The sequence below is a fragment of the Eudoraea sp. genome (assembly GCF_039969275.1).
Lineage (GTDB): Bacteria > Bacteroidota > Bacteroidia > Flavobacteriales > Flavobacteriaceae > Eudoraea.
The window spans coordinates 120,156-140,539 of the sequence record NZ_JBDVOC010000015.1 but is presented as its reverse complement, the minus strand read 5'-3'; the positions used below and the strand labels follow the sequence as shown (position 1 = coordinate 140,539).

Genomic DNA, 20,384 nt, shown 5'->3' with positions numbered 1-20,384 from the left:
TAAATTACAATTAAAAGATGTCAAATCCATGATTTTGGATTCTCTAATACTTTAATTAATCTGGCCTCCTCACTACCTTTTTCCGGATGATGGTCATACTGCCATTGAACATGTGGGGGTAAGCTCATAAGAATACTTTCAATACGGCCATTAGTCTTTAATCCAAAAAGTGTACCCTTGTCATGAACCAGATTAAATTCAACATAACGACCTCGGCGAATTTCTTGCCAATCCCTTTGTTTATTGCTATATCCGAGAGGCTTTCTTTTTATAACAATTGGTATATATGCTTCCAGGAACCTATCTCCAACCTCGGTGACAAAGTTATACCAATCCTCAATGCTCATATTATCGGAAACTTTGCAGTAATCAAAAAATAAACCTCCTACTCCTCGTGCTTCTCCACGATGACTGTTCCAGAAATATTCATCACATTTCTTTTTGTAGATTTTATAAAAATTTGGATCATGGGTATCACAAGATGATTTACAAACTGAATGAAAGTGCTTAACATCTTCCTCAAATAAATAATATGGTGTAAGATCGAGACCTCCCCCAAACCATTGATCTACCAATGCACCCTTTTTATCATACATTTCAAAATAGCGCCAGTTGGCGTGCACAGTTGGAACCATCGGATTTCCCGGGTGGAGCACCAGACTTAGACCGCAAGCATAAAAATCTGCATCCTTTACACCAAAATAGGTTTGCATACTTTTAGGAAGTGCACCATGAACAGCAGAAATGTTTACTCCACCCTTTTCAAAAACCGAACCATCTTCTATTACTCTGGTCCTGCCTCCACCACCTTCCGGACGTTTCCAAATATCTTCACGAAATTTAGCAGAACCATCTATTTCTTCTAATCTGGAAGTAATTGTGTCTTGAAGTTCTTCAATGTAACTGTAGAATTTATTTTTCATATGATCTTTCATATAATTCCATATCAATGGGTTCTTCATTTCGGGGTGTATAGCCTTTTAAAAATGTTTTTTTCCATTCAAACCCGCATTTTTCAGCTACTCTAACACTGGCTTTATTTTCCCTGTATACAATAATTTCCAGGGTTTTTAAGCCGAGATCAGTGAATGCAAAAGCACTGATTTCTTTTACGACTCGGGTAATCCAACCTTTACCTTGATATATTTTATCAATACAATAGGCTATTTCACCCCGCCTAAGTTCCCAATTCACTTTTTTTAAGATAATCAAACCCACAACAGCATTATCTGTTTTTATACCAAAAGTATACTCTGATTTTGATCTTAAAGCTTCACTTTTACTAAGAATATACTTTTCAGAGGCCTCAATAGTCTCATTTTGGGATAGTGTAATCGGGAAAAAGCGTTGAAAATCCTTTTTATTTGACGTCATTAACCTATGTAAACTAGAAGCATCTTCCGTTACTAATGGCTCAACAATAAATGGTTTATTTAAAAAGCTATCCGACATCCATTAATAGGTTCCATCTAAGTGTTGAATAAATTTGTGCTATTGCCCATATGCTTTAACGGCATCAATAAAAGCCTTGGCATTTTCCACAGGGACATTGGGCAAAATCCCATGGCCCAAATTAACTACATATTTATCCTTTCCAAAATCATTAATCATTTGGGTGACCATTTTTTTAATGACCTCAGGGGGAGACAATAGGCGGGAAGGATCAAAATTTCCCTGGAGGGTTATTTTCCCTCCTGTCAAATATCTGGCATTTCGGGCCGAACAAGTCCAATCCACTCCAAGTGCAGCTGCACCGGATTTCGCCATATCGCCTAATGCAAACCAACAACCTTTGCCAAAGACAATTACCTGCGTTTCCTCCTTTAGGGCATCTATAATCTGCTGGATATAATACCATGAAAATTCTTTGTAGTCATCGGGTGAAAGCATGCCACCCCATGAATCGAATATCTGAACTGCATTTACGCCTGCTTTTACTTTGGCTTTCAAATAGGAGATAGTGGTGTCAGTAATTTTCTGCAATAAGTTATGAGCAGCTGTTGGTTGTGTAAAACAGAATTCTTTGGCTTTATCAAAGGTTTTACTGCCTTGCCCCTGTACGCAATAACATAAAATAGTCCATGGAGAACCTGCGAAACCAATTAGAGGAATCTCATTTTGCAATTTCTCCTTAGTTGCGGCAATAGCCTGCATTACATAATTCAATTCTTCATTAACATCGGGTACTAAAACGCGATCCACATCTTTTTGAGAGCGAATAGGCTTGGGCAAATAGGGTCCAAAATCGGGTTTCATTTGCACTTCAATTTGCATAGCTTGAGGTATAACAAGAATATCGCTAAAAAGGATGGCGGCATCCATTCCAAATCGACGAATAGGTTGGACTGTAATTTCAGAAGCTAATTCCGGGGTCTGACATCTAGTGAAGAAATCATATTTTTCCTTAATCTCCAGAAATTCGGGCAGGTATCTACCTGCCTGCCTCATCATCCAAACAGGGGGACGCTCGACAGTTTCACCTTGTAATGCTCTTAAAAATAAATCGTTTTTTATACTCATATTATTTCTTAATGCTCAAATTATAATGCAATGCGACCTTTTTCAACAGATCTTCTACAACTGGAATATCTGCAACTATTATAGAATCAGTATATAAAAAAGCCTCTTCTGCAGTGGTATTTCCTATGCAGAATACGGTACTATTACCCACCTCATTAGCCAAAATAAAACTCTTTACCCCGCTTGGACTAAAAAACAATATGCCATCATAGGATTCTGAAAAATGCAAAGGTGTTAATTCCGTTTTGTATACTACAATTTCCTCAAAATGAATCTTATCCTTTGTCAAAATATCAGGTAAGTCATCATTTCTTCTATTTCCGCAAAAGAATAAAAATGATCCATTTTTATGGCTTTTTGCTATAAAACGGCCTAATTCAGCCGCATTATGGGTCATTTTTACCACTTTATAGCCGTTTTCTTCTAAAAGTAACTTAGTCTTAACCCCTACACAAAAGCACTCCCTTCCCAATTCCTTTTTTTTATGAAAATTGGAATTATGATTTATAAATGCCCTAACCGCGTTCTGACTGGTAAAAATGTAATAATCAAAATCGCCGGCTAACTGAAATTCTTGGAAATCGATTTTTATGGCTTCGTATTCCTGAAATAGAATCCCAGCGTCATTAAGAATTGTTTTTTGATCAGGAGTGAGGAGTTTTGTAGAAAGTATATTTTTCATTGGCTCATCCGGATTTTTATATCCCGCATCAATTCCTTCCCCCCGTTAAATAGGACTTCTTGCGCGCAGGATTTACCAAAATCTGCCGCATCTGCTGATCTAATTTTCTTCTCAATGCTAACAGTGTGTTGCCCATCAAGAGACAATAATATACCCTTAAAAAGTAAAAAGTCGTTTTCAATAATAGCTAAAGCGCCTATTGGTGCCGTACAGCCACCTTCTAATTCCTTTAAAAACTCACGTTCAACCTGCGAGCAGAGTTCTGTGGTTTTATGATTTAAAGAGGTAAGCGACTCAATACAAAACTGATCTTCCTTTTTGGCTGCAATCATCATAACACCTTGAGCAGGTGCCGGTACCATCCATTGAAGTTCCGTATAGTTTTCCGGAACTTTATTTAATCGTTCAAGGCCGGCCGCCGCAAAAATTGCAGCATCCCAGGAATTATCTTCTAGTTTTTTCAATCGGGTGTTTACATTTCCTCGTAGACCAACAACCTCATGAAGCGGATAGCGATGTAACCATTGTGATTTTCTTCTTAAACTGCCAGTAGCAATAATTCCTTCGGTATTTAGAAAATCCAGACCTTTGTGTACCAATATATCCCTGTAGTTTGCACGTTTCAGAACGGCTGCCTGCACAATGCCCTTTGGGAAAATGGTAGGTACATCTTTCATTGAATGTACAGCAATATCAATTTTATCAGTAAGCATTGCTACATCCAAAGTTTTTGTAAAAATTCCTGTAATACCCATGGAATAAAGCGGTTGATTCAACTCCAGATCCCCATCCGATTTTACAGGTATTAATTGTGTGGAATACCCCAGCTTGTCAAGTTTTTTCTTTACGTCATTTGCCTGCCATAGTGCTAGTTCACTATCGCGGGTACCAATACGAATGACCTTATTCATCGGGAGTTTAATTCTAGTTGAAAGACTTTTTGTATTAGTTGCAAACTATCATCAGCATCATTTTCAGATTCCTTTAGATGGTTGGCAAACTGTTTAGTAATCTTCTGTATGATTCTTTCGGTTATGATATCGGCATGTTCTGAATTGAAATCAGAGAGCTTTTTAGACTGAAAATCCAGTTCTTCTTCTTTCATTGATTTTAGTTTCTTTTTAAGCGCTTTTATAACCGGAGCAAATTTTCTGGTTTCCAGCCACTGGCTAAAATCTGATTTCACTTCATCTATAATAGATTCGGCTTGAGGAATAAATTGTTTTCTGCGTTCAAGAGTTTCATCTGTTATTTGAGATAGATGATCCAGGTGTAATACAGATACATCTTTTAATTCTAATACATTATCTGCAACATTTTTCGGAATTGACAAATCCAGGATCAACAGTGGTTTGTTGGTATAAATAAGTTCTTTCGAGATAGTAGGAGAATTAGCTCCGGTAGCCACAATTAGGACATCTGCATTACGGATTTCTGTTTGCAAATCTCCATGATCTTTTACTACAAGATTAAACTTTCCCGCAATTTTTTCGGCTTTATCCTTGGTTCGGTTAATAAGGGTTATATGAGAATGATTTGTATGTTTGACAAGGTTTTCACAAGTATTTCTGCCTATTTTACCCGTACCAAAAAGTAAAATATTCTTTTCTGCAATATTGGAAACGTTTTTTAGAATATACTGAACAGAAGCAAAGGCTACTGAGGTAGCCCCGGTTGAGATTTCTGTTTCATTTTTAATTCGCTTACTGGCTTGAATGACCGAATTAATCAGGCGTTCCAAAAAGTGATTTGTAAGATCATGTTTTTTGGAGTGGTAAAAGCTGCGTTTTAATTGACTTATTATTTCAAAGTCGCCCAGAATCTGGCTGTCTAATCCTGTTCCTACAAGAAACAAATGGTTAATTGCCTCATAATTTTTTAATACATAGGCCACTTCCTGAAATTCTTCTACCGTTCCCTGTGAATGATCACAAAGTAATTTAATTAACTGAAAGGGGTGCTGTGCAAAGCCGTGCAATTCTGTCCGATTACAAGTGGAAGTAATAAGAAGTCCATCAACACCAATTACCTTCGCTTCCATTAAAAGCGCATCGGCTGCTTCCTGGTCCAAGCTAAATTTCCCTCTTAATACGGCGTCGGCATTTTTATAACTCAACCCAACGGTATAAAAAGAATTATGTTTGGAGATATGATACCTCTTCATGCATTATCAATATAGCTCACAAAAATAGCGGCATCCACTTAATAAAAATAACGCTGGAGGTACAATATATATCGCTTTAAGTTTTTTTATAGCCAATTTATCAGAAATACGTGAAAAACCTGTACTTTTATAGCCCTAACAGCTGTTGATAAACATTCTATTTAGAATGTTTCTAAATAGAATAAGTATGAATTCACATCAAACAGATTCCAAAAATATCGCTCAAGGTTCTTTTGCCGAAGTCTTGATTGATGATGATTTTTATGTGTTAAAAATTCAAAATGAAGGCCCTGAGATTCAAAAAGTTACCCGGGATATTGATAGCAGCTTTATTCAATTCCACTTTTGTTTAAAAGGGAATGGAAAATTTATTTTTAATGATAGCCATTATGCCTTGGAGGTGTCCGAAGAGAATTCTTTACTGTTGTATAATACGCAGTTAGACCTCCCGTTAAATTTGGAACTTAATCCCATGTCATGGATGGTATCAGTTATTATGACCATCCGAAGGTTTCATTCTCTTTTTTCAAAAGAAGCGGACTATATTCCCTTTTTGAGCAATGAGAATAAGGAAAAAAAATATTATTCCCAGGAAGGGGTTACTCCTGCAATTGCAATTATACTTAGCCAAATAATTAATTATAATCTCCATCCTTCAATTAAGGCACTTTATGTTAAAGCCAAAGTATATGAATTAATTTCGTTGTATTTCAACAAAAGTGAAGATGCAGATTTAGAACAATGCCCCTTTTTGGTGGATGAGGATAATATAAAACGAATAAAACAGGCTAAAGAAATCATGATAAGCCGTATGGCAGAACCGCCTACCCTGACACAGTTATCGGAAGAGATTGGCCTCTCACTTAAAAAACTAAAGGAGGGTTTTAAGCAAGTGTATGGAGAACCAGTATTCAGTTTTTTATTCGACTATAAAATGGATTTCGCACGTAAAATGCTAGAATCTGGCGAGTATAATGTAAACGAAGTAGGACATAGGATAGGATATAGTACTTCTAGTCATTTTATCTCATCTTTTAAGAAGAAATACGGGACAACCCCAAAGAAATATTTAATGTCATTAGGGAATTAGTAGTATCATTCGGAAGAATTCTCGATCTTTAAACATCTATAAAAAACACTTATGAAAACACACGTAAAATTTATTGCCTTTTTGCTTTTTTGCATCTCATTTACAGGATCTTCTCAACCGCAAATGCAAGAAGAAAATATTGAAGTCAAAAAAGAAGAAATGGCTCAAATCCTTGTATTTACAAAAACCATGGGCTATAGGCACAAGTCTATTGAAAAAGGAGTAGAAACGCTCAAAATTTTAGGGAAAGAGAACAGTTTTTCAATTACACAAACTGAAGATTCATTACAATTTAATGACACCAATTTAAAAAAATATGATTTGATTCTTTTCTTAAGTACAACTATGGACGTATTGGGCGCGGATCAGGAGCAGGCATTTAAGAATTATATTAACAATGGAGGTAATTACATGGGAATTCACGCCGCCAGTGACACTGAATATGACTGGCCATGGTATGGTAAGTTGGTAGGGGCATATTTTACCAGCCATCCAAATGACCCCAATGTAAGAGTGGCCAAAATGAACGTCGTAAACAGACAGCATTTATCTACTTCTCATTTAAATGATACTTGGGAGCGCAATGATGAATGGTATAATTATAAAAATATAAATCCGGATATGGAGGTGCTTATCTACTTGGATGAAACTTCATATGAAGGAGGCACAAACGGAGATAACCATCCCATTGCATGGTATCATGAATTTGATGGAGGTCGCGTTTTTTATACCGGTGGAGGCCATACCGAGGAGTCTTATGACGAACCCGACTTTCAGAAACACTTAGTGGGAGGAATAAATTATTGTCTGGGGAGGTAAACAACATTCTTTTGAAGAACCCAATAATCAGTTTTTTGAATAGTTAAGGATCTAAGGAATTATAATTATATTTTGGGTTTGGTACCCATAGTAATCTACTAAGAATACATTAGTAAATAGGACTAGTTACAAAGCTGTGGTTCCGGATCTCTGAACCACAATATTTATAATGGCCTTGCAACCATTATCCCGGTATTTTTTTTAATCTTTTTCAAATATTCTACTAATGGTAATTCAGATACTTCAACCTTTCCTGAAGAAGAAGCATGCAGTAAGTGAATGCGGCCATCTTTTTCTCTAATGGCAATACCTGTATGGGTGATATCAAGCCCTGTAATAGAAGTGGTTAGAGCAATAATATCGCCATTCATTATTTTATTTTCATTAGCTTCAATCTGATCCTGGGGCAAAATGCAAATAGATTGGTGGTTAAGATAGTTTTCTGTAGCCTTAATTTTTTTGAAATTTTCTTCGTCCTGCAAGAAGGGATACAAATCCCTGTGAGTACTCATAAAATTAATGTCTTTCTTTATTTCCGTGCCCCCTATTTCTGAAGTTATATCTTCCAACAATCTTTTCTTTTGGTTGTTAACGATCCATTCAGAAAAATAATGTAATCGGGAAGCATAACCATCTAATTCACCATCTTTATATCTAATGTTTTCAAGAGTATTGGCGAATGAATCAAAATTCATTTTATCCTCAATTAACAAAGTACTAAAGGCCAAAACATTCTCCACATAGGTAGTACAATCCATCCCTTGTAAATTTATAACCAAAGATTCAGATTCTCCTACTTCCAATGTTTTGGCTACATAAGGGGTTCCTAGAAATGTTTCACCAACGGCGACCATTGTATTGCCAAAATCTGATTGTTTTAAATTTTGAATTTCTCTAATCTTAATATCAAATGCTTTTTTGTCTTGATCTGTACAAATAAGCTGTTGGGCACTAATAGTAAGAGATAATAAAAAGAAAAAAAATAAAGAAAATAATTTCATGTCCATTTGCATATAAAACAAAAGTACAATTTAGAAGCCAAAACTTCCATAACCACGATACTGGTTTGGCCTGTAAGCTATAGCCCTTTTTCGATCTTTTAATAAAAAGGTTTCAGTCACAAAGTTGATTGCCTCCTCCTCAGTATCCGTATCTGCCATCCGCAATCCGTCATTAATATAGTATGGAACTGAATTGAAGAGGGTGTCATCTGCAAATACCACAATATGGACTTTAAAATTCTTATGATAATCCTGGCTATTTTGTGTCTTAAAATAATACGCGGTATAGGGGTTACTCATATAATTAACAGACCTGTCACCTAGGTATATAACCTTATCTTTATTACTGTCAAATCTTCTGTCCTTATAAATGAGGGCTTCAGCCAAGGATTGTTCAGAACTGTATTGATGTGGAAAAATGTCAGATTTCCCTTGGTGTATTAACTTGGTATACAACAAAAGCCTGCTATTAATATCATAGGCCATAGAATTGATCACTGCAGCAGGTATACTTTTCTCATCTAATGCAAGCTGTGTAACATAGGTGCTTCGAATTTGTGGATCTTTTACTAAAAGGAGTCTGTTAAAAAATTGACCCATTTCTTTTTCTTCGGAAAAGGGATATAGTAAAACAACATAATCTTCCAGGATTTTATTATTTCTGAGCCTGATATAGTTTGCCTGCCTTGTTTTTAATTGATTGTTATTTTGTTCACCGAGATGCCTTTTCAAGAGAATTTTAGCATCATTTAAAAGCCGGCCTCTGTATTTTTTATATTGCGCGGGTTTTACGAGATCTTCTTTTTTTAGCTGTGCCAGAAGTGAAAAAATAGGCGCTTTGTATTCGGTAATTGAACTGTATTCAAGCAACTCGGGATATAATCTTTTTGCTAATTCCAAACTGTCTTCATACGGTTTAAAAATACTCTTGATCTCCGCCGTATTAGAAACCAGAGGCAAATCTTGTGACATAAGATCAAGCAATAGACTCGCGGAGGCTTCAGTTTTTTTCCTGGCAATGGACTGCAGAATTTTAATTTGGGCACTAGAATTATTATATGATTTGGCATATAAATCCTTCATGAAGGGAATAACCTTTTGATGCTGCAATTCTCCTAATTTGTTTATGAGGTAAGATTGTATATGCTTTTTGTCCTCATCAAAGGAGTATTGTGAAATATAGTAGGTTAATGAATCTATATGGCGTTCATCAAACAAAAGATATCTATAACCTTTTATGACTATACTGTCATTTTCTCTTAGTGCAGCAAAGAAATCTGCTGTTTTATCTTCAAGAAGATCTCTTCCTATAGGCTCGCCTTCCGGTTTAAAATTGTCAAAAAAGGCACTTACAAACGGACTGGGTTCTGAAATGGTATCGACTACTGCCTTTAACTGGTAGAATAATCCACCCCGAATGATATTTTTAATTAGAATACCCCTTGTACTGGCAGTATCGGTTATTACGAATTGTAATTCGTGGTAACCATCACCTGATGTTTTGGTTTCCTCATTTTGAATATTAAATTGTTTATCAGAATATTGTTTTTTCCGTAAAACCCAAATAGAATCGATATTGGAAAAGGTGAGATAGTCATGTGATTTTGTTATCTCTATCTCAATTGCCTCATTATTTTTGTTTTGATAAATTGTCTTTTTGGAATAGGGACTATATGCTTTTGTTTTTTTCTTATTACTGAACTGGTAATTGCTGTTTTCAACAAATTTCGGAGGATCTATAGATGTAACCGTACTAAAATGCATAGCAGTATCGACCACCTTTTTGAATGTTTCGGGATAAGATACTTCTCTAATCTTAAAAGATTTAAAGAAATCCTTTGCGTTTATTTCACTGTTGGTACGCGCGCCTAGCAAATAATAATCGCCCCTTTTTATTATTGTTTTCAGATATAAATTCTGACCCGTTACTGAATCCCAAACAGCTTTGGAAGTAAGAGATTTATTTTCAAAAGAATTGTATTTTGGTTTAAGCTTAAGGTCCTGGTATATTCGTTTTTGAATTTGTTTAAGTTCAAATGTGTCTTCCTCAATAAAATTTAGATCGTTAAGGGTAGTCTTCTTAAGGAAATAATAAGAATTGGTTACGTGGTCATATCCTTCAATGCTGCGACTACCTCCTCTTGATGCGTTTGTAAATTTATGAAGTCCTGGCATGGATATCTCAAAGTCCTTGTAAACTGAAGAAATGAGCTTACTCCCTTCATTAGGTGCCTTAAACTTGAGGCTATTAAATATTATATCGGAATAATTAATGACGTAATCACCTTCTCCTCCCATTTTAAAAATAAGTATCTCCAGCGGGGTTATGTAAATTTGGTATCGCTGATGATCACCATTCTTTAATTTGTTTCTAATATCCAGGCCTTTATACCTCTTGTTTATAATAGGTGTTTTACTTAAAATGGTTCCTGGTATGTTTTCAAATAATAATTGTTCAATATCCCCCAAAGTGTAATCTCCTCCCGCTTTCAAACTGGCATATGTGGGTATCCTGTTTACCATTAAATAACTTCCATTTGCCAAATCTGGTGAAACGTAAACCGTAGTAATTCTTTCGGAAATTGGATATAATTTATTGGGGAGTGAAATGGTAAAGAAATTATCATCTGGCCCAAAAGTGTTATAAGAATGTTCCCTTATTTTCTTAACGAATTTGTCTTTGAGTTTTTGACCTTTTTCCGTAGCTTCAGAAACAAGGGGTTGTACAACATATCCTTTTTCTTGTAATAATGCAATTACACCATGCACACCTGGTAAATGAGCTGCTCCAATTCCTGCAAAAACTTTGGCTTTTTGCATTGCAGAATCTAAACTTCTCGCCATGTTCTCATTGCGGATATAGAGCATATTTTTTAGATAATGATCAGTATACATCGCTTTATCAATAGAATCTAATAAGCTTAAATTACGCTCTCTATATGCATCCTGCATTAAAAACATCAGATCTTGTTGTTGCATTCGTTTTTGAAGCCATTCATCCGGTTTCATTTTCATAGAATTCAGGCCAGCCCTTCCTACCAGTGCTGCTGACTCCTCCAGTTTCTCCAGCGCAAGGATAGGCTTGTTAAACCGACTTCCTGCCTGATAGATGAACATATCCAAATAGGTGTCCTCCTCAAAATTTTGTGAATATTCATTGGTTCTGTAAAGGATACTGTTTACTAACCTTTCTTCAAATGCCAGGTAAGATGCAAGATCTTTTTTTCGTGGATGCTGCAAAGCGAAGGAATGTGTATAAAATCCTTTGGTGGTGAAACCATATCCTTCTTTCTGAGAACTTGAACCAAAACGTTCTTCACTTTCCAACCAGGTTTCAGGATCAGATTCGAGAGCGACTACTTCACTTTTATCAAGGGCTTCATAAAAGACATCGTCTAATCGGAAAGCAATCTTTTTACTAACGTGCATGGTACCGTATAAATAGGAAGATGTTTCTAAGCCGTTACCGGATATTTCCCATAGTAAGCTTTTCTCCGACTGGGAATAACCCATCAGTGATAAAGCAAAGCAAATGATTACAAAGGTTAAGCGCATTATTTTGGTTTGTTTGGATCCCCGTGTAATTATTACGAGGTAAAAATATTTTCTGATTCCAGTGCAATTTTTAACTAATTCCCGCTTGGAGTGGTTAGCTCAATAGGGATTACTTATAAGGACATCAGAAAAGTATTCACCATATTTTAACGGAGTTTCATTCCAAGTAGTATTTTTGCATTGTTAAAAAAAGTAGCTTAAAAAAGAATTATGAAGGGTGTATTACTAGTGAATTTAGGATCTCCTGATGGTCCTACTGCAAAAGAAGTAAAACCATATCTGGACGAGTTTTTGATGGATGAGCGCGTGATTGATGTACCAAATTGGCTGCGTAACCTGATTGTTCGAGGAATTATTCTCCAAACACGTCCAAAGAAATCGGCAAGGGCATATGCTAAGATATGGTGGGAAGAAGGATCTCCTTTAATAGTAATTTCAGAACGCTTTGCATCAAAAGTCCGGCAGCAAACAGAACTTCCTGTTGCCCTCGGGATGCGCTATGGTTCAATGAGTATTAAGAATGCCTTAAAGGAATTAAAAGACAAAGGAGTGAGTGAAATATTACTGGTACCGCTTTACCCTCACTATGCCATGTCTTCCTATGAGACTGTTGTAGTTAAAACAATGCAGGAACAGCAGGCGAATTATCCGGAACTAAGAATTACTACCTTACCGGCGTTTTATAAAAATCCGGATTACATAAAAGTACTTTCTGAACGAATTTTGAAGGGACTAGAGAACTTTGATTATGATCATATATTATTTTCTTATCACGGTATTCCGGAACGACACATAAGAAAGTCAGATCCAACTAAATTCCATTGTAAAATAGATGGAAGTTGTTGCCAGATAAACTCGGTTGCACACAATACGTGTTATAGACATCAGTGTTATGATACCACAGAATTAGTAAAGGCGGAGTTAAATCTGAACGAAGACAAAGTGAGTTCTTCTTTCCAATCGCGTTTAGCCGGTGATCCATGGTTAAAACCCTATACAGATTTTGAATTTGAACGTCTGGCGAAAGCCGGAATTAAGAAGCTAGCCGTGATTACACCTGCTTTTGTAAGTGATTGCCTCGAGACTCTTGAAGAAATTGCTATGGAAGGCAAAGAACAATTCATGGAAGCGGGCGGTGAGGACTATATTCATATTCCTTGCTTAAATGAAAGTGATTCCTGGGTGGCTCTAATGGCGGAATGGATAAATAATTGGCATGAAAATGAAATACTTCCGGTTTAATGCCTGGCATTCATTTATTATCATTGGACTTGTAAAGGATGAAATCATCTAAACAGTATATGTTTAATTTCATAATTAGTGCACAATAATGGCGAAAGTCTCCGCAGATCAATTAGGGACGGAACCCATTGGAAAACTCCTTATTAGACAAGCAGTACCCGCTTCGATAGGCATTCTTGTGATGTCCCTCAATATATTGGTAGATACTATATTCGTCGGTAACTGGATTGGTTCTATTGCTATAGCGGCCATTAATGTAGTTCTACCAGTTTCATTTTTTATTGCGGCATTGGGAATGGCAATTGGGATTGGGGGAAGCAGTATTATTTCTCGCGCTCTTGGCGCAGATCATAAAGAGAAGGCACTTAAAACCTTTGGGAATCAGATTACGCTAACTTTATTGGTCACCATTGCTATGGTGGTTTTAGGTCTCTACTATGTAGATAGTTTAATTCCTGCATTTGGGGGTAAGGGGGCCATATTTGATCCGGCAAAGATTTATTATATCATAGTTTTATACGGAGTACCTTTTTTAGCTCTTTGTATGATGGGCAATACAGTTATTCGCGCTGAAGGGAAACCTAAGTTTGCTATGATTGCTATGATTATTCCATCAATAGGCAACCTCTTATTAGACTACATATTCATTTATGTCTTTGATTGGGGAATGGCGGGTGCAGCCTGGGCAACTACGACTAGTTATTTTATGTGTTTTGCCTATATTTTTTATTTCTTCAGATCAAAAAACTCTGAATTAAAAATTAATTGGTCACATTTCGGATTAGATAAAGATATTTTACGAGAAATAGGAAGTCTGGGATTTGTTACCCTCTCGCGGCAGGCGGTAACAAGTATCACATATTTGCTTATGAACAATATTTTATTTGCCCTGGGAGGAGAACCAATGGTAGCTGTCTATGCCATTATTGCAAGAATGCTAATGTTTGCACTATTCCCTGTATTTGGTGTTACCCAGGGATTCCTTCCTATTGCAGGCTATAATTATGGGGCACAGAAATATGATAGGGTAAGGGAGTCAATTAAAACAGCTATCATCTACGCTGCCATTTTAGCTACTCTGGTCTTTGTGGTCCTTATGATTTTTCCTGCAGAGATCACATCTTTATTTTTAAGTGATAAGCCAAATATGCCAGCCCTTGAAATTGCAACAAATGCCTTTGTATTGGAACATGCTCCTTCTGCAATGCGATGGGTTTTTGCCGCGACACCTGTTATTGCCCTGCAACTAATAGGGGCCGCATACTTTCAGGCTGTCGGGAAAGCGGTTCCCGCTTTACTACTTACATTAACCAGGCAGGGATTCTTCTTCATTCCTTTAATCCTGACTTTACCAAATTATTTAGGCGAATTGGGTGTTTGGATTTCATTCCCAATTGCGGATGTATTAGCTACACTGGTTACCGGATTTTATTTAAGAAAAGAAGTAAAAAAGGTACTAGTCTGAGATTTATTATTCCCAAACCAATGTAGCTATGTCCTTACTGCCTAAAGTGATTATTAACTTTTCTTCTTCTTTATTGAGCTCAACAGTAATAGTCTCATTTTTCTTATTTTGTAAAATTACTACTGTTTTATTTTCTGGAGTGCTATAGGCCACATTAAGTAAATTCTCCTCCTGGTTAGAATTTATTCTAACAGAACCAGGAGGCACAAATTTTGAAGCATGGGCAATAATATAGTAGCCCGGATTTCTAATGATACTATCACCTTTTATAGTAATAGCTCCAAGACAACGGGTACAGCCACCTCGATCTGTATGAGGTTGTTGATTTTCATCAGCTGCAAGATTCCATTGTAATACGTTTCGGCTCCAATTCCTGGGTGCTCCAATAATAAGATTTTCTATATGCCAACTAAGATTCTCTTCAAAATTACCGGGAGCACCTATCCATTGTTCAGTAAAATAGAGATGTTTCTCAGGATGTGCATTATGAACTTTGGAGAGGGCATCTATAGTGCCTCCATATAAATGAAATGCTGAACCGTCTACATATTGTGCAGTTTCTGGATCGTCCAGGATAGAAATAGGATAGTCTGGCCTGTCTGCATTATGGTCATACAGGATTATTTTAGTTTTAATTCCATTTTTTTTAAAAGCAGGACCCAAATGATTTTTTACAAATTCTCCCTGATCCTTAGCTAGCATTAATAAGCTTGGATTATTACCCGGATGCAAAGGTTCATTTTGAACAGTAATAGCATCAATTGGGATACCTTCAGCTTCCATTGCTTTTATGTATTTTACAAAATAATTGGCATAGGCAGGATAGTATTCTTTTATCAGGCTGCCACCCCGTGTATCTTTATTATCTTTCATCCATGCGGGAGGCGACCAGGGCGAGCCCATAATTTTTATTTGGGGTGATGTTTTAAGTATTTCCTTTAAAGTTGGTATCAGATAAAGTGTATCGTAGGCCATTGTAAAATGTTCGAGATCAGGATCGGATTTACCTGATGAGAGGTCGTTGTAGGACCAGGGATATTCGTCCAGATCCGAGGCGCCAATACTTACTCTTAAATAACTCACACCAATACTTTTAGCACCTTTACCAAAAAGTTCTTCTATTATCTTGCTTCTGGAGAGGGCAGTCATCTTTTGTAAATGCATTGCGCTACCACCAGTAAGCGTATATCCGAAACCATCCATTATCTGGTAAGAGACAGAAGGGTCCAGGTTAATTGTCGATCCTACAGAAGTGGTTACTGAGATATCACTCTTCTTAATTTCGACCTCGTTTAATAATTGGGATTGGTCGAGTGAGGTGAGATATATTTTTGCTGTTGATACGGTATCTTTTAAACCAGACTGTTCCTTACAGCTTAAGAGAACACCTAGAACAACAAAAATTCCAATTATAGAATACTTTTGACTAAGAAAATTAATTGGTTGGGCTAACTTTTTAAATAAGTATAAAAACATATGACTTACATTTTATAAGAGAATTAGAATACATTCACATAATATAAAACCCACTATTCTTTAAAGGCTCAGGAAATTCTTTTTCCCCTAGAAGCTCCTTAATATTGATCTCAATGTTACGTGCAATGCTGGTCATAGCCGTATCTGTAGGTTTATTTTCGAAAGGGTCCTGAATGACAAATGCAATTTTCTCGAGCATAAAAAAAGGAATGGAAATTAAAACTAACAATGGAATCTCCAAAAACCCATAGATATTTTCAAGTGCCAATGATAACAATAACAAAAAAATATAAATAAAAAAGTGTAGAACATTTCTGTACGTTCTGGGAAACACTGTATTTTTTATTCGCTCAGCCATGCCCATAGAGGCCGTAAATTTCAAAATGGTAGAATCTAACTGTATTTGTTGGAAATCATTGAGTAAATTTTCCCTATGGAGGGATCTTACATTTTGCCCATGATGGTCCAGTAAAGTCAGAGGGACATGATTTTTTTGCTTTATAAATATTATTTCATCCTCAGAAATAAAGTCTTCCAAATTACCAAGCACATCCTGTTTTCGCAAATGCCGCCCTAGTGTGTAACACCAAGCAATTTGTCTATACGCCATAGTTTTCACAATACTGTTATCGGATTCTTTACAGAACTGTTTTAGCTGTATCACTAAAGTCCTTGAATCATTAACTATAGCACCCCAAATTTTTCGGGCTTCCCACCAACGATCGTAGGATTGCGAAAGTTTAAAAGATAATAATAAGGCAATAGCTGTTCCTAAAAATGCCCCTATACTTAATGGAATATCCAGGTCAATTAAATAAAGCTTAATAAAATAAATAATTACCGAAAAGACACTTACAATGAGCAGGTCCCATTTTATTTCTTTAAACCAATATTTTAATGGTATTCTCTTTTCTAATATCATTGATTATTTCTTTATAGGTATTCTTGTTTTCTTTCTTAATCTAGGAAACACGAGCATATGGTATTTAGATTAGCTTGCTTTATTTGTTGAATTTTCCAATAAATTCTCAATAGTAAAATTAGGGAATATTTCTGCACGAAGCGTTCAAAACGCTTCTAATTAGGTCCATTCAACACCTAAAAAGTAAATATAATTGGTTTGATCAAATAGAATCATCTACTCGGATATTCCATTCTAAATTCGCTACTTTTTTCCTACATTTAGCCAGACTAATTCAAATAAGAATAATATGAAGATGAATACTGTTAAAGCCGGACTTTTAATTTTGGCTGTTTTTTCTTTTATCTCTCTAACCTACGCTCAAAAAAGGCGTGCTAATTCTAATACCCAAATTGAATACCCTGAAGCATTATATTCAAGCCTTGAATATAGATTGGCAGGCCCTTTTCGCGGTGGACGATCTGCGGCCGTAACCGGAGTTCCGGGAGAACCCAATCTTTTTTATTTTGGAGCTGCAGGAGGGGGTGTTTGGAAAACAACAGATGGTGGCAGGAGTTGGGAAAATATTTCAGATGGGTTTTTTGGAGGCAGTATAGGTGCAGTGGAAGTCGCGAAAAGTGATCCCAACGTAATTTACGTTGGCGGTGGTGAAAAAACTTTACGGGGGAATGTATCTTCTGGTTATGGTGTCTGGAAAACTGAGGACGCAGGTAAGACATGGAAGTCCGCAGGTCTGAAAAAAAGCAGACATGTACCTCGTATTCGAATACATCCAGATAACCCGGATATTTTGTATGCTGCAGTATTAGGAAATATTTATAAACCAACTCGGGACCGTGGTATTTACAAGAGTACAGATGGGGGTACTACCTGGCGTAACACCCTTTTTGTAAATGAACAAGCAGGAGCGGTTGACCTGGTTATGGATCCTAACAATCCGCGAATTTTGTATACATCTACATGGAGGGCAAAAAGGACGCCTTACAGCCTAAGCAGCGGTGGAGATGGCTCTGCTTTATGGAAAAGCACAGATAGTGGAGAAACCTGGAGTGAAATTTCAAAAAACGAAGGGTTCCCAACAGATACTTTGGGAATTATTGGTGTAACCGTATCACCTAAAAATTCTGAACGCGTATGGGCCATTGTTGAACAAAAGGAAAAAGGTGGTCTTTATAGAAGTGAAGACGGCGGTAAAATATGGACACAGGTTAACAGTGAAAGAAAGCTAAGACAAAGAGCTTGGTATTATACCCGATTATATGCCGATACGGAGGATGAAGATGTTGTGTATGTTTTGAATGTACGTTACCATAAATCTACAGACGGCGGAAAGTCTTTTAACACCTTCAATGCACCCCATGGGGATCATCACGATTTGTGGATCGCGCCTGAAAATTCTAAACGTATGATAATTGGAGATGATGGAGGAGCTCAGATTTCTTATGATGGAGGTGAAACCTGGAGTACGTATTACAATCAACCTACAGCTCAGTTTTACAGGGTTACAACCGATAATGATTTTCCTTTTCGAATCTATGCTGCGCAACAGGATAATTCGACAATACGTATTAAACATCGCAGTGATGGTGGAAGTATTAGTGAAGATGATTGGGAAGAAACGGCCGGAGGTGAATCAGCACACATTGCTGTAGACCCTTTAAACAATGATATTGTTTACGGAGGAAGCTACGGAGGATTTTTAACAAGGGTAAATCACAAGACCGGAACTGTTCGCGGAGTGAATGTTTGGCCCGATAATCCAATGGGATATGGAGCTGAAGGAATGAAATACCGTTTTCAATGGAATTTCCCTATTATTTTTAGCAAACATAATCCAAAGAAATTATATACCTTTTCCAATCACGTACATGTGAGTGAGAACGAGGGACAGAGCTGGAAACTATTGAGTGGGGATTTAACCAGAAATGATCCTGATAAACTTCTATCTAGCGGCGGACCAATTACACAGGACAATACCGGAGTGGAGTATTATTGTACCATTTTTGCAGCAAATGAAAGTCCACTAAAAGAAGGTCTGCTTTGGGTGGGGAGTGATGACGGACTTATTCATGTATCACGCAACGGGGGTGAAAGTTGGGAAAATGTCACACCTTCCGGCATGCCCGAATGGAGTATGATAAACAGTATTGAGCCGTCTGCTTTTGATGAGGGCACTTGTTATGTAGCAGCTACGCGCTATAAGTTGGGCGACTTTGAACCGTACTTGTACAAGACCAATGATTTTGGAAAAACCTGGATAAAAATAACGAACGGTATAAATAACGAACATTTTACGCGAGTTCTTCGGGAAGACCCAAAAAGAAAGGGTCTCCTATATGCGGGAACAGAAACCGGGATGTATATTAGTTTTAATGATGGGCAAAACTGGCAGGCTTTTCAACTTAATTTACCTATAGTTCCTGTAACGGATCTTACTATCAAGGATGATAATCTTATTGTAGCAACCCAGGGGCGCAGTTTATGGATAATTGATGATCTTACGGTGCTTCATCAACTTGATACTGCGAAAAAAAATGCCGCTACAATACTTTATAAACCTAAAGCCGCCTACAGGACCAAAGGGCAGGCAGCCAGTAAACCTTCAAAAACAGAAGGACAAAACCATCCGGGGGGCGTAGTGACTCATTTTTATCTAAATGACTGGGATAAGAAAGATAGCATTTCAATAACTTACATGTCTATGTCTGGCGATACTCTGGCTAATTTTAGCACTTATAGTGAAAAAAAGGATAAAAAGTTAAAAGTTAAAAATAAAGGAAATACCCATGTTTGGGATACACGGGGCAAAGGCGCAGAAAAACTGGATGGTATGATATTATGGTGGGCCAATCTGGCGGGGGCAAAGGCAGTACCGGGATCCTATAAAGTATATTTAAACAGAAATGGCACAAGTATATCCGAAACTTTTTCCGTTTTGGCTGATCCCAGAGCTGAAGTTTCAGTAGATGATATGCAAAAGCAATACGATTTTATCAGCGATATAAATTCTACAGTTGATAATGCACATCAATCCATTAAAAAGATACGTAAAATCACTTCCCAATTAGATGCTTTTATGAAACAGTATAAAGGAAATTCCACAACTGAGGATTTAGTGGAAAAAGCTAAGGAAATGAAAAAGGGATTTGAAGAGATTGAAAAGGCGCTATATCAAACTAAAAACCGCAGTGGACAGGATCCTTTGAACTTTCCAATCCGGCTCACTAACAAGCTGGCACATTTGAATAGTTTGGTCTCTATAGATGACTTCCCCCCAACTGAGCAGGATATTGCTGTAAAAAATGAATTAACCGCAAAGATCAACGCACAACTCAGCGCATTTAACAGAATGGTTGATAAAGAAATCAAAGAATTTAATAAAGCGTTTAATGATTTAAACCTGAATTACTTGTTTATAGAAGAATAGAACTTTATAAAAAGAACCAAT

The 20,384-nt window shown here is 36.8% G+C and carries 15 protein-coding genes; 5 read left to right on the top strand and 10 right to left on the bottom strand.

Going from position 1 to position 20,384, the window contains the following annotated elements; genetic code table 11:
- Positions 1-20 precede the first annotated feature (20 nt).
- The 6 genes from hemF to hemA are packed head-to-tail and all read right to left on the bottom strand — an operon-like array spanning position 21 to position 5,366.
- Complete coding sequence (hemF, locus tag ABJH90_RS14645; protein ID WP_348140633.1) at positions 21-923, bottom strand: oxygen-dependent coproporphyrinogen oxidase; 903 nt, start codon at positions 921-923, stop codon at positions 21-23.
- The gene (locus tag ABJH90_RS14640; RefSeq protein WP_348140631.1) at positions 913-1,452 is read right to left on the bottom strand and encodes a GNAT family N-acetyltransferase; all 540 of its coding nucleotides are present in this window, start codon (positions 1,450-1,452) and stop codon (positions 913-915) included. The genes hemF and ABJH90_RS14640 overlap by 11 nt, the downstream gene beginning before the upstream one ends.
- Before the next feature lie 39 nt (positions 1,453-1,491).
- Positions 1,492-2,520 (bottom strand): uroporphyrinogen decarboxylase, encoded by a 1,029-nt coding sequence (hemE, locus tag ABJH90_RS14635; RefSeq protein ID WP_348140629.1) that lies wholly within the window; start codon positions 2,518-2,520, stop codon positions 1,492-1,494.
- 1 nt (position 2,521) lies between these two features.
- Positions 2,522-3,202, bottom strand: a complete 681-nt coding sequence (locus ABJH90_RS14630; RefSeq protein WP_348140627.1) for a uroporphyrinogen-III synthase — start codon at positions 3,200-3,202, stop codon at positions 2,522-2,524.
- On the bottom strand, positions 3,199-4,113 hold the full coding sequence (gene hemC, locus ABJH90_RS14625; RefSeq protein ID WP_348140625.1) for a hydroxymethylbilane synthase: 915 nt from the start codon (positions 4,111-4,113) through the stop codon (positions 3,199-3,201). The genes ABJH90_RS14630 and hemC overlap by 4 nt, the downstream gene beginning before the upstream one ends.
- Positions 4,110-5,366: a glutamyl-tRNA reductase gene (hemA, locus tag ABJH90_RS14620; protein ID WP_348140623.1), complete on the bottom strand. Its 1,257-nt coding sequence runs from the start codon at positions 5,364-5,366 to the stop codon at positions 4,110-4,112. The genes hemC and hemA overlap by 4 nt, the downstream gene beginning before the upstream one ends.
- 187 nt (positions 5,367-5,553) lie before the next feature.
- Between hemA and ABJH90_RS14615 the strand changes: the two genes are divergently transcribed.
- Positions 5,554-6,456: an AraC family transcriptional regulator gene (locus ABJH90_RS14615; RefSeq protein ID WP_348140621.1), complete on the top strand. Its 903-nt coding sequence runs from the start codon at positions 5,554-5,556 to the stop codon at positions 6,454-6,456.
- Positions 6,457-6,507: 51 nt separating this feature from the next.
- Positions 6,508-7,275 (top strand): ThuA domain-containing protein, encoded by a 768-nt coding sequence (locus tag ABJH90_RS14610; RefSeq protein ID WP_348140619.1) that lies wholly within the window; start codon positions 6,508-6,510, stop codon positions 7,273-7,275.
- 164 nt (positions 7,276-7,439) lie between these two features.
- Here the strand turns inward: ABJH90_RS14610 and ABJH90_RS14605 are convergent, their stop codons facing one another.
- Positions 7,440-8,276, bottom strand: coding sequence for an N-acetylmuramoyl-L-alanine amidase-like domain-containing protein (locus tag ABJH90_RS14605; RefSeq protein WP_348140617.1), 837 nt, complete (start codon positions 8,274-8,276; stop codon positions 7,440-7,442).
- A 30-nt stretch (positions 8,277-8,306) separates the two neighbouring features.
- Entirely contained in the window at positions 8,307-11,831 is a 3,525-nt protein-coding gene (locus ABJH90_RS14600) for a TraB/GumN family protein (protein WP_348140615.1), read from the bottom strand.
- 210 nt (positions 11,832-12,041) lie between these two features.
- Here ABJH90_RS14600 and hemH point away from each other — a divergent pair, with 210 nt between their 5' ends.
- Together hemH and ABJH90_RS14590 are read left to right on the top strand one after the other, a co-directional pair.
- Positions 12,042-13,073, top strand: a complete 1,032-nt coding sequence (hemH, locus tag ABJH90_RS14595) for a ferrochelatase (protein ID WP_348140613.1) — start codon at positions 12,042-12,044, stop codon at positions 13,071-13,073.
- A gap of 88 nt (positions 13,074-13,161) precedes the next feature.
- Complete coding sequence (locus tag ABJH90_RS14590; protein ID WP_348140611.1) at positions 13,162-14,538, top strand: MATE family efflux transporter; 1,377 nt, start codon at positions 13,162-13,164, stop codon at positions 14,536-14,538.
- Between the two features lie 6 nt (positions 14,539-14,544).
- On the opposite strand, the gene ABJH90_RS14585 is transcribed toward ABJH90_RS14590, so the two are convergent.
- Entirely contained in the window at positions 14,545-16,014 is a 1,470-nt protein-coding gene (locus ABJH90_RS14585; RefSeq protein ID WP_348140609.1) for a glycoside hydrolase family 30 beta sandwich domain-containing protein, read from the bottom strand.
- Positions 16,015-16,048: 34 nt separating this feature from the next.
- Positions 16,049-16,936 carry a bestrophin family ion channel gene (locus tag ABJH90_RS14580; RefSeq protein ID WP_348140607.1) on the bottom strand — a complete coding sequence of 296 codons (888 nt, stop codon included), beginning with the start codon at positions 16,934-16,936 and terminating at the stop codon, positions 16,049-16,051.
- 289 nt (positions 16,937-17,225) lie between these two features.
- Between ABJH90_RS14580 and ABJH90_RS14575 the strand changes: the two genes are divergently transcribed.
- Positions 17,226-20,363, top strand: coding sequence for a glycosyl hydrolase (locus ABJH90_RS14575; protein WP_348140605.1), 3,138 nt, complete (start codon positions 17,226-17,228; stop codon positions 20,361-20,363).
- The last annotated feature ends 21 nt before the right edge of the window (positions 20,364-20,384 follow it).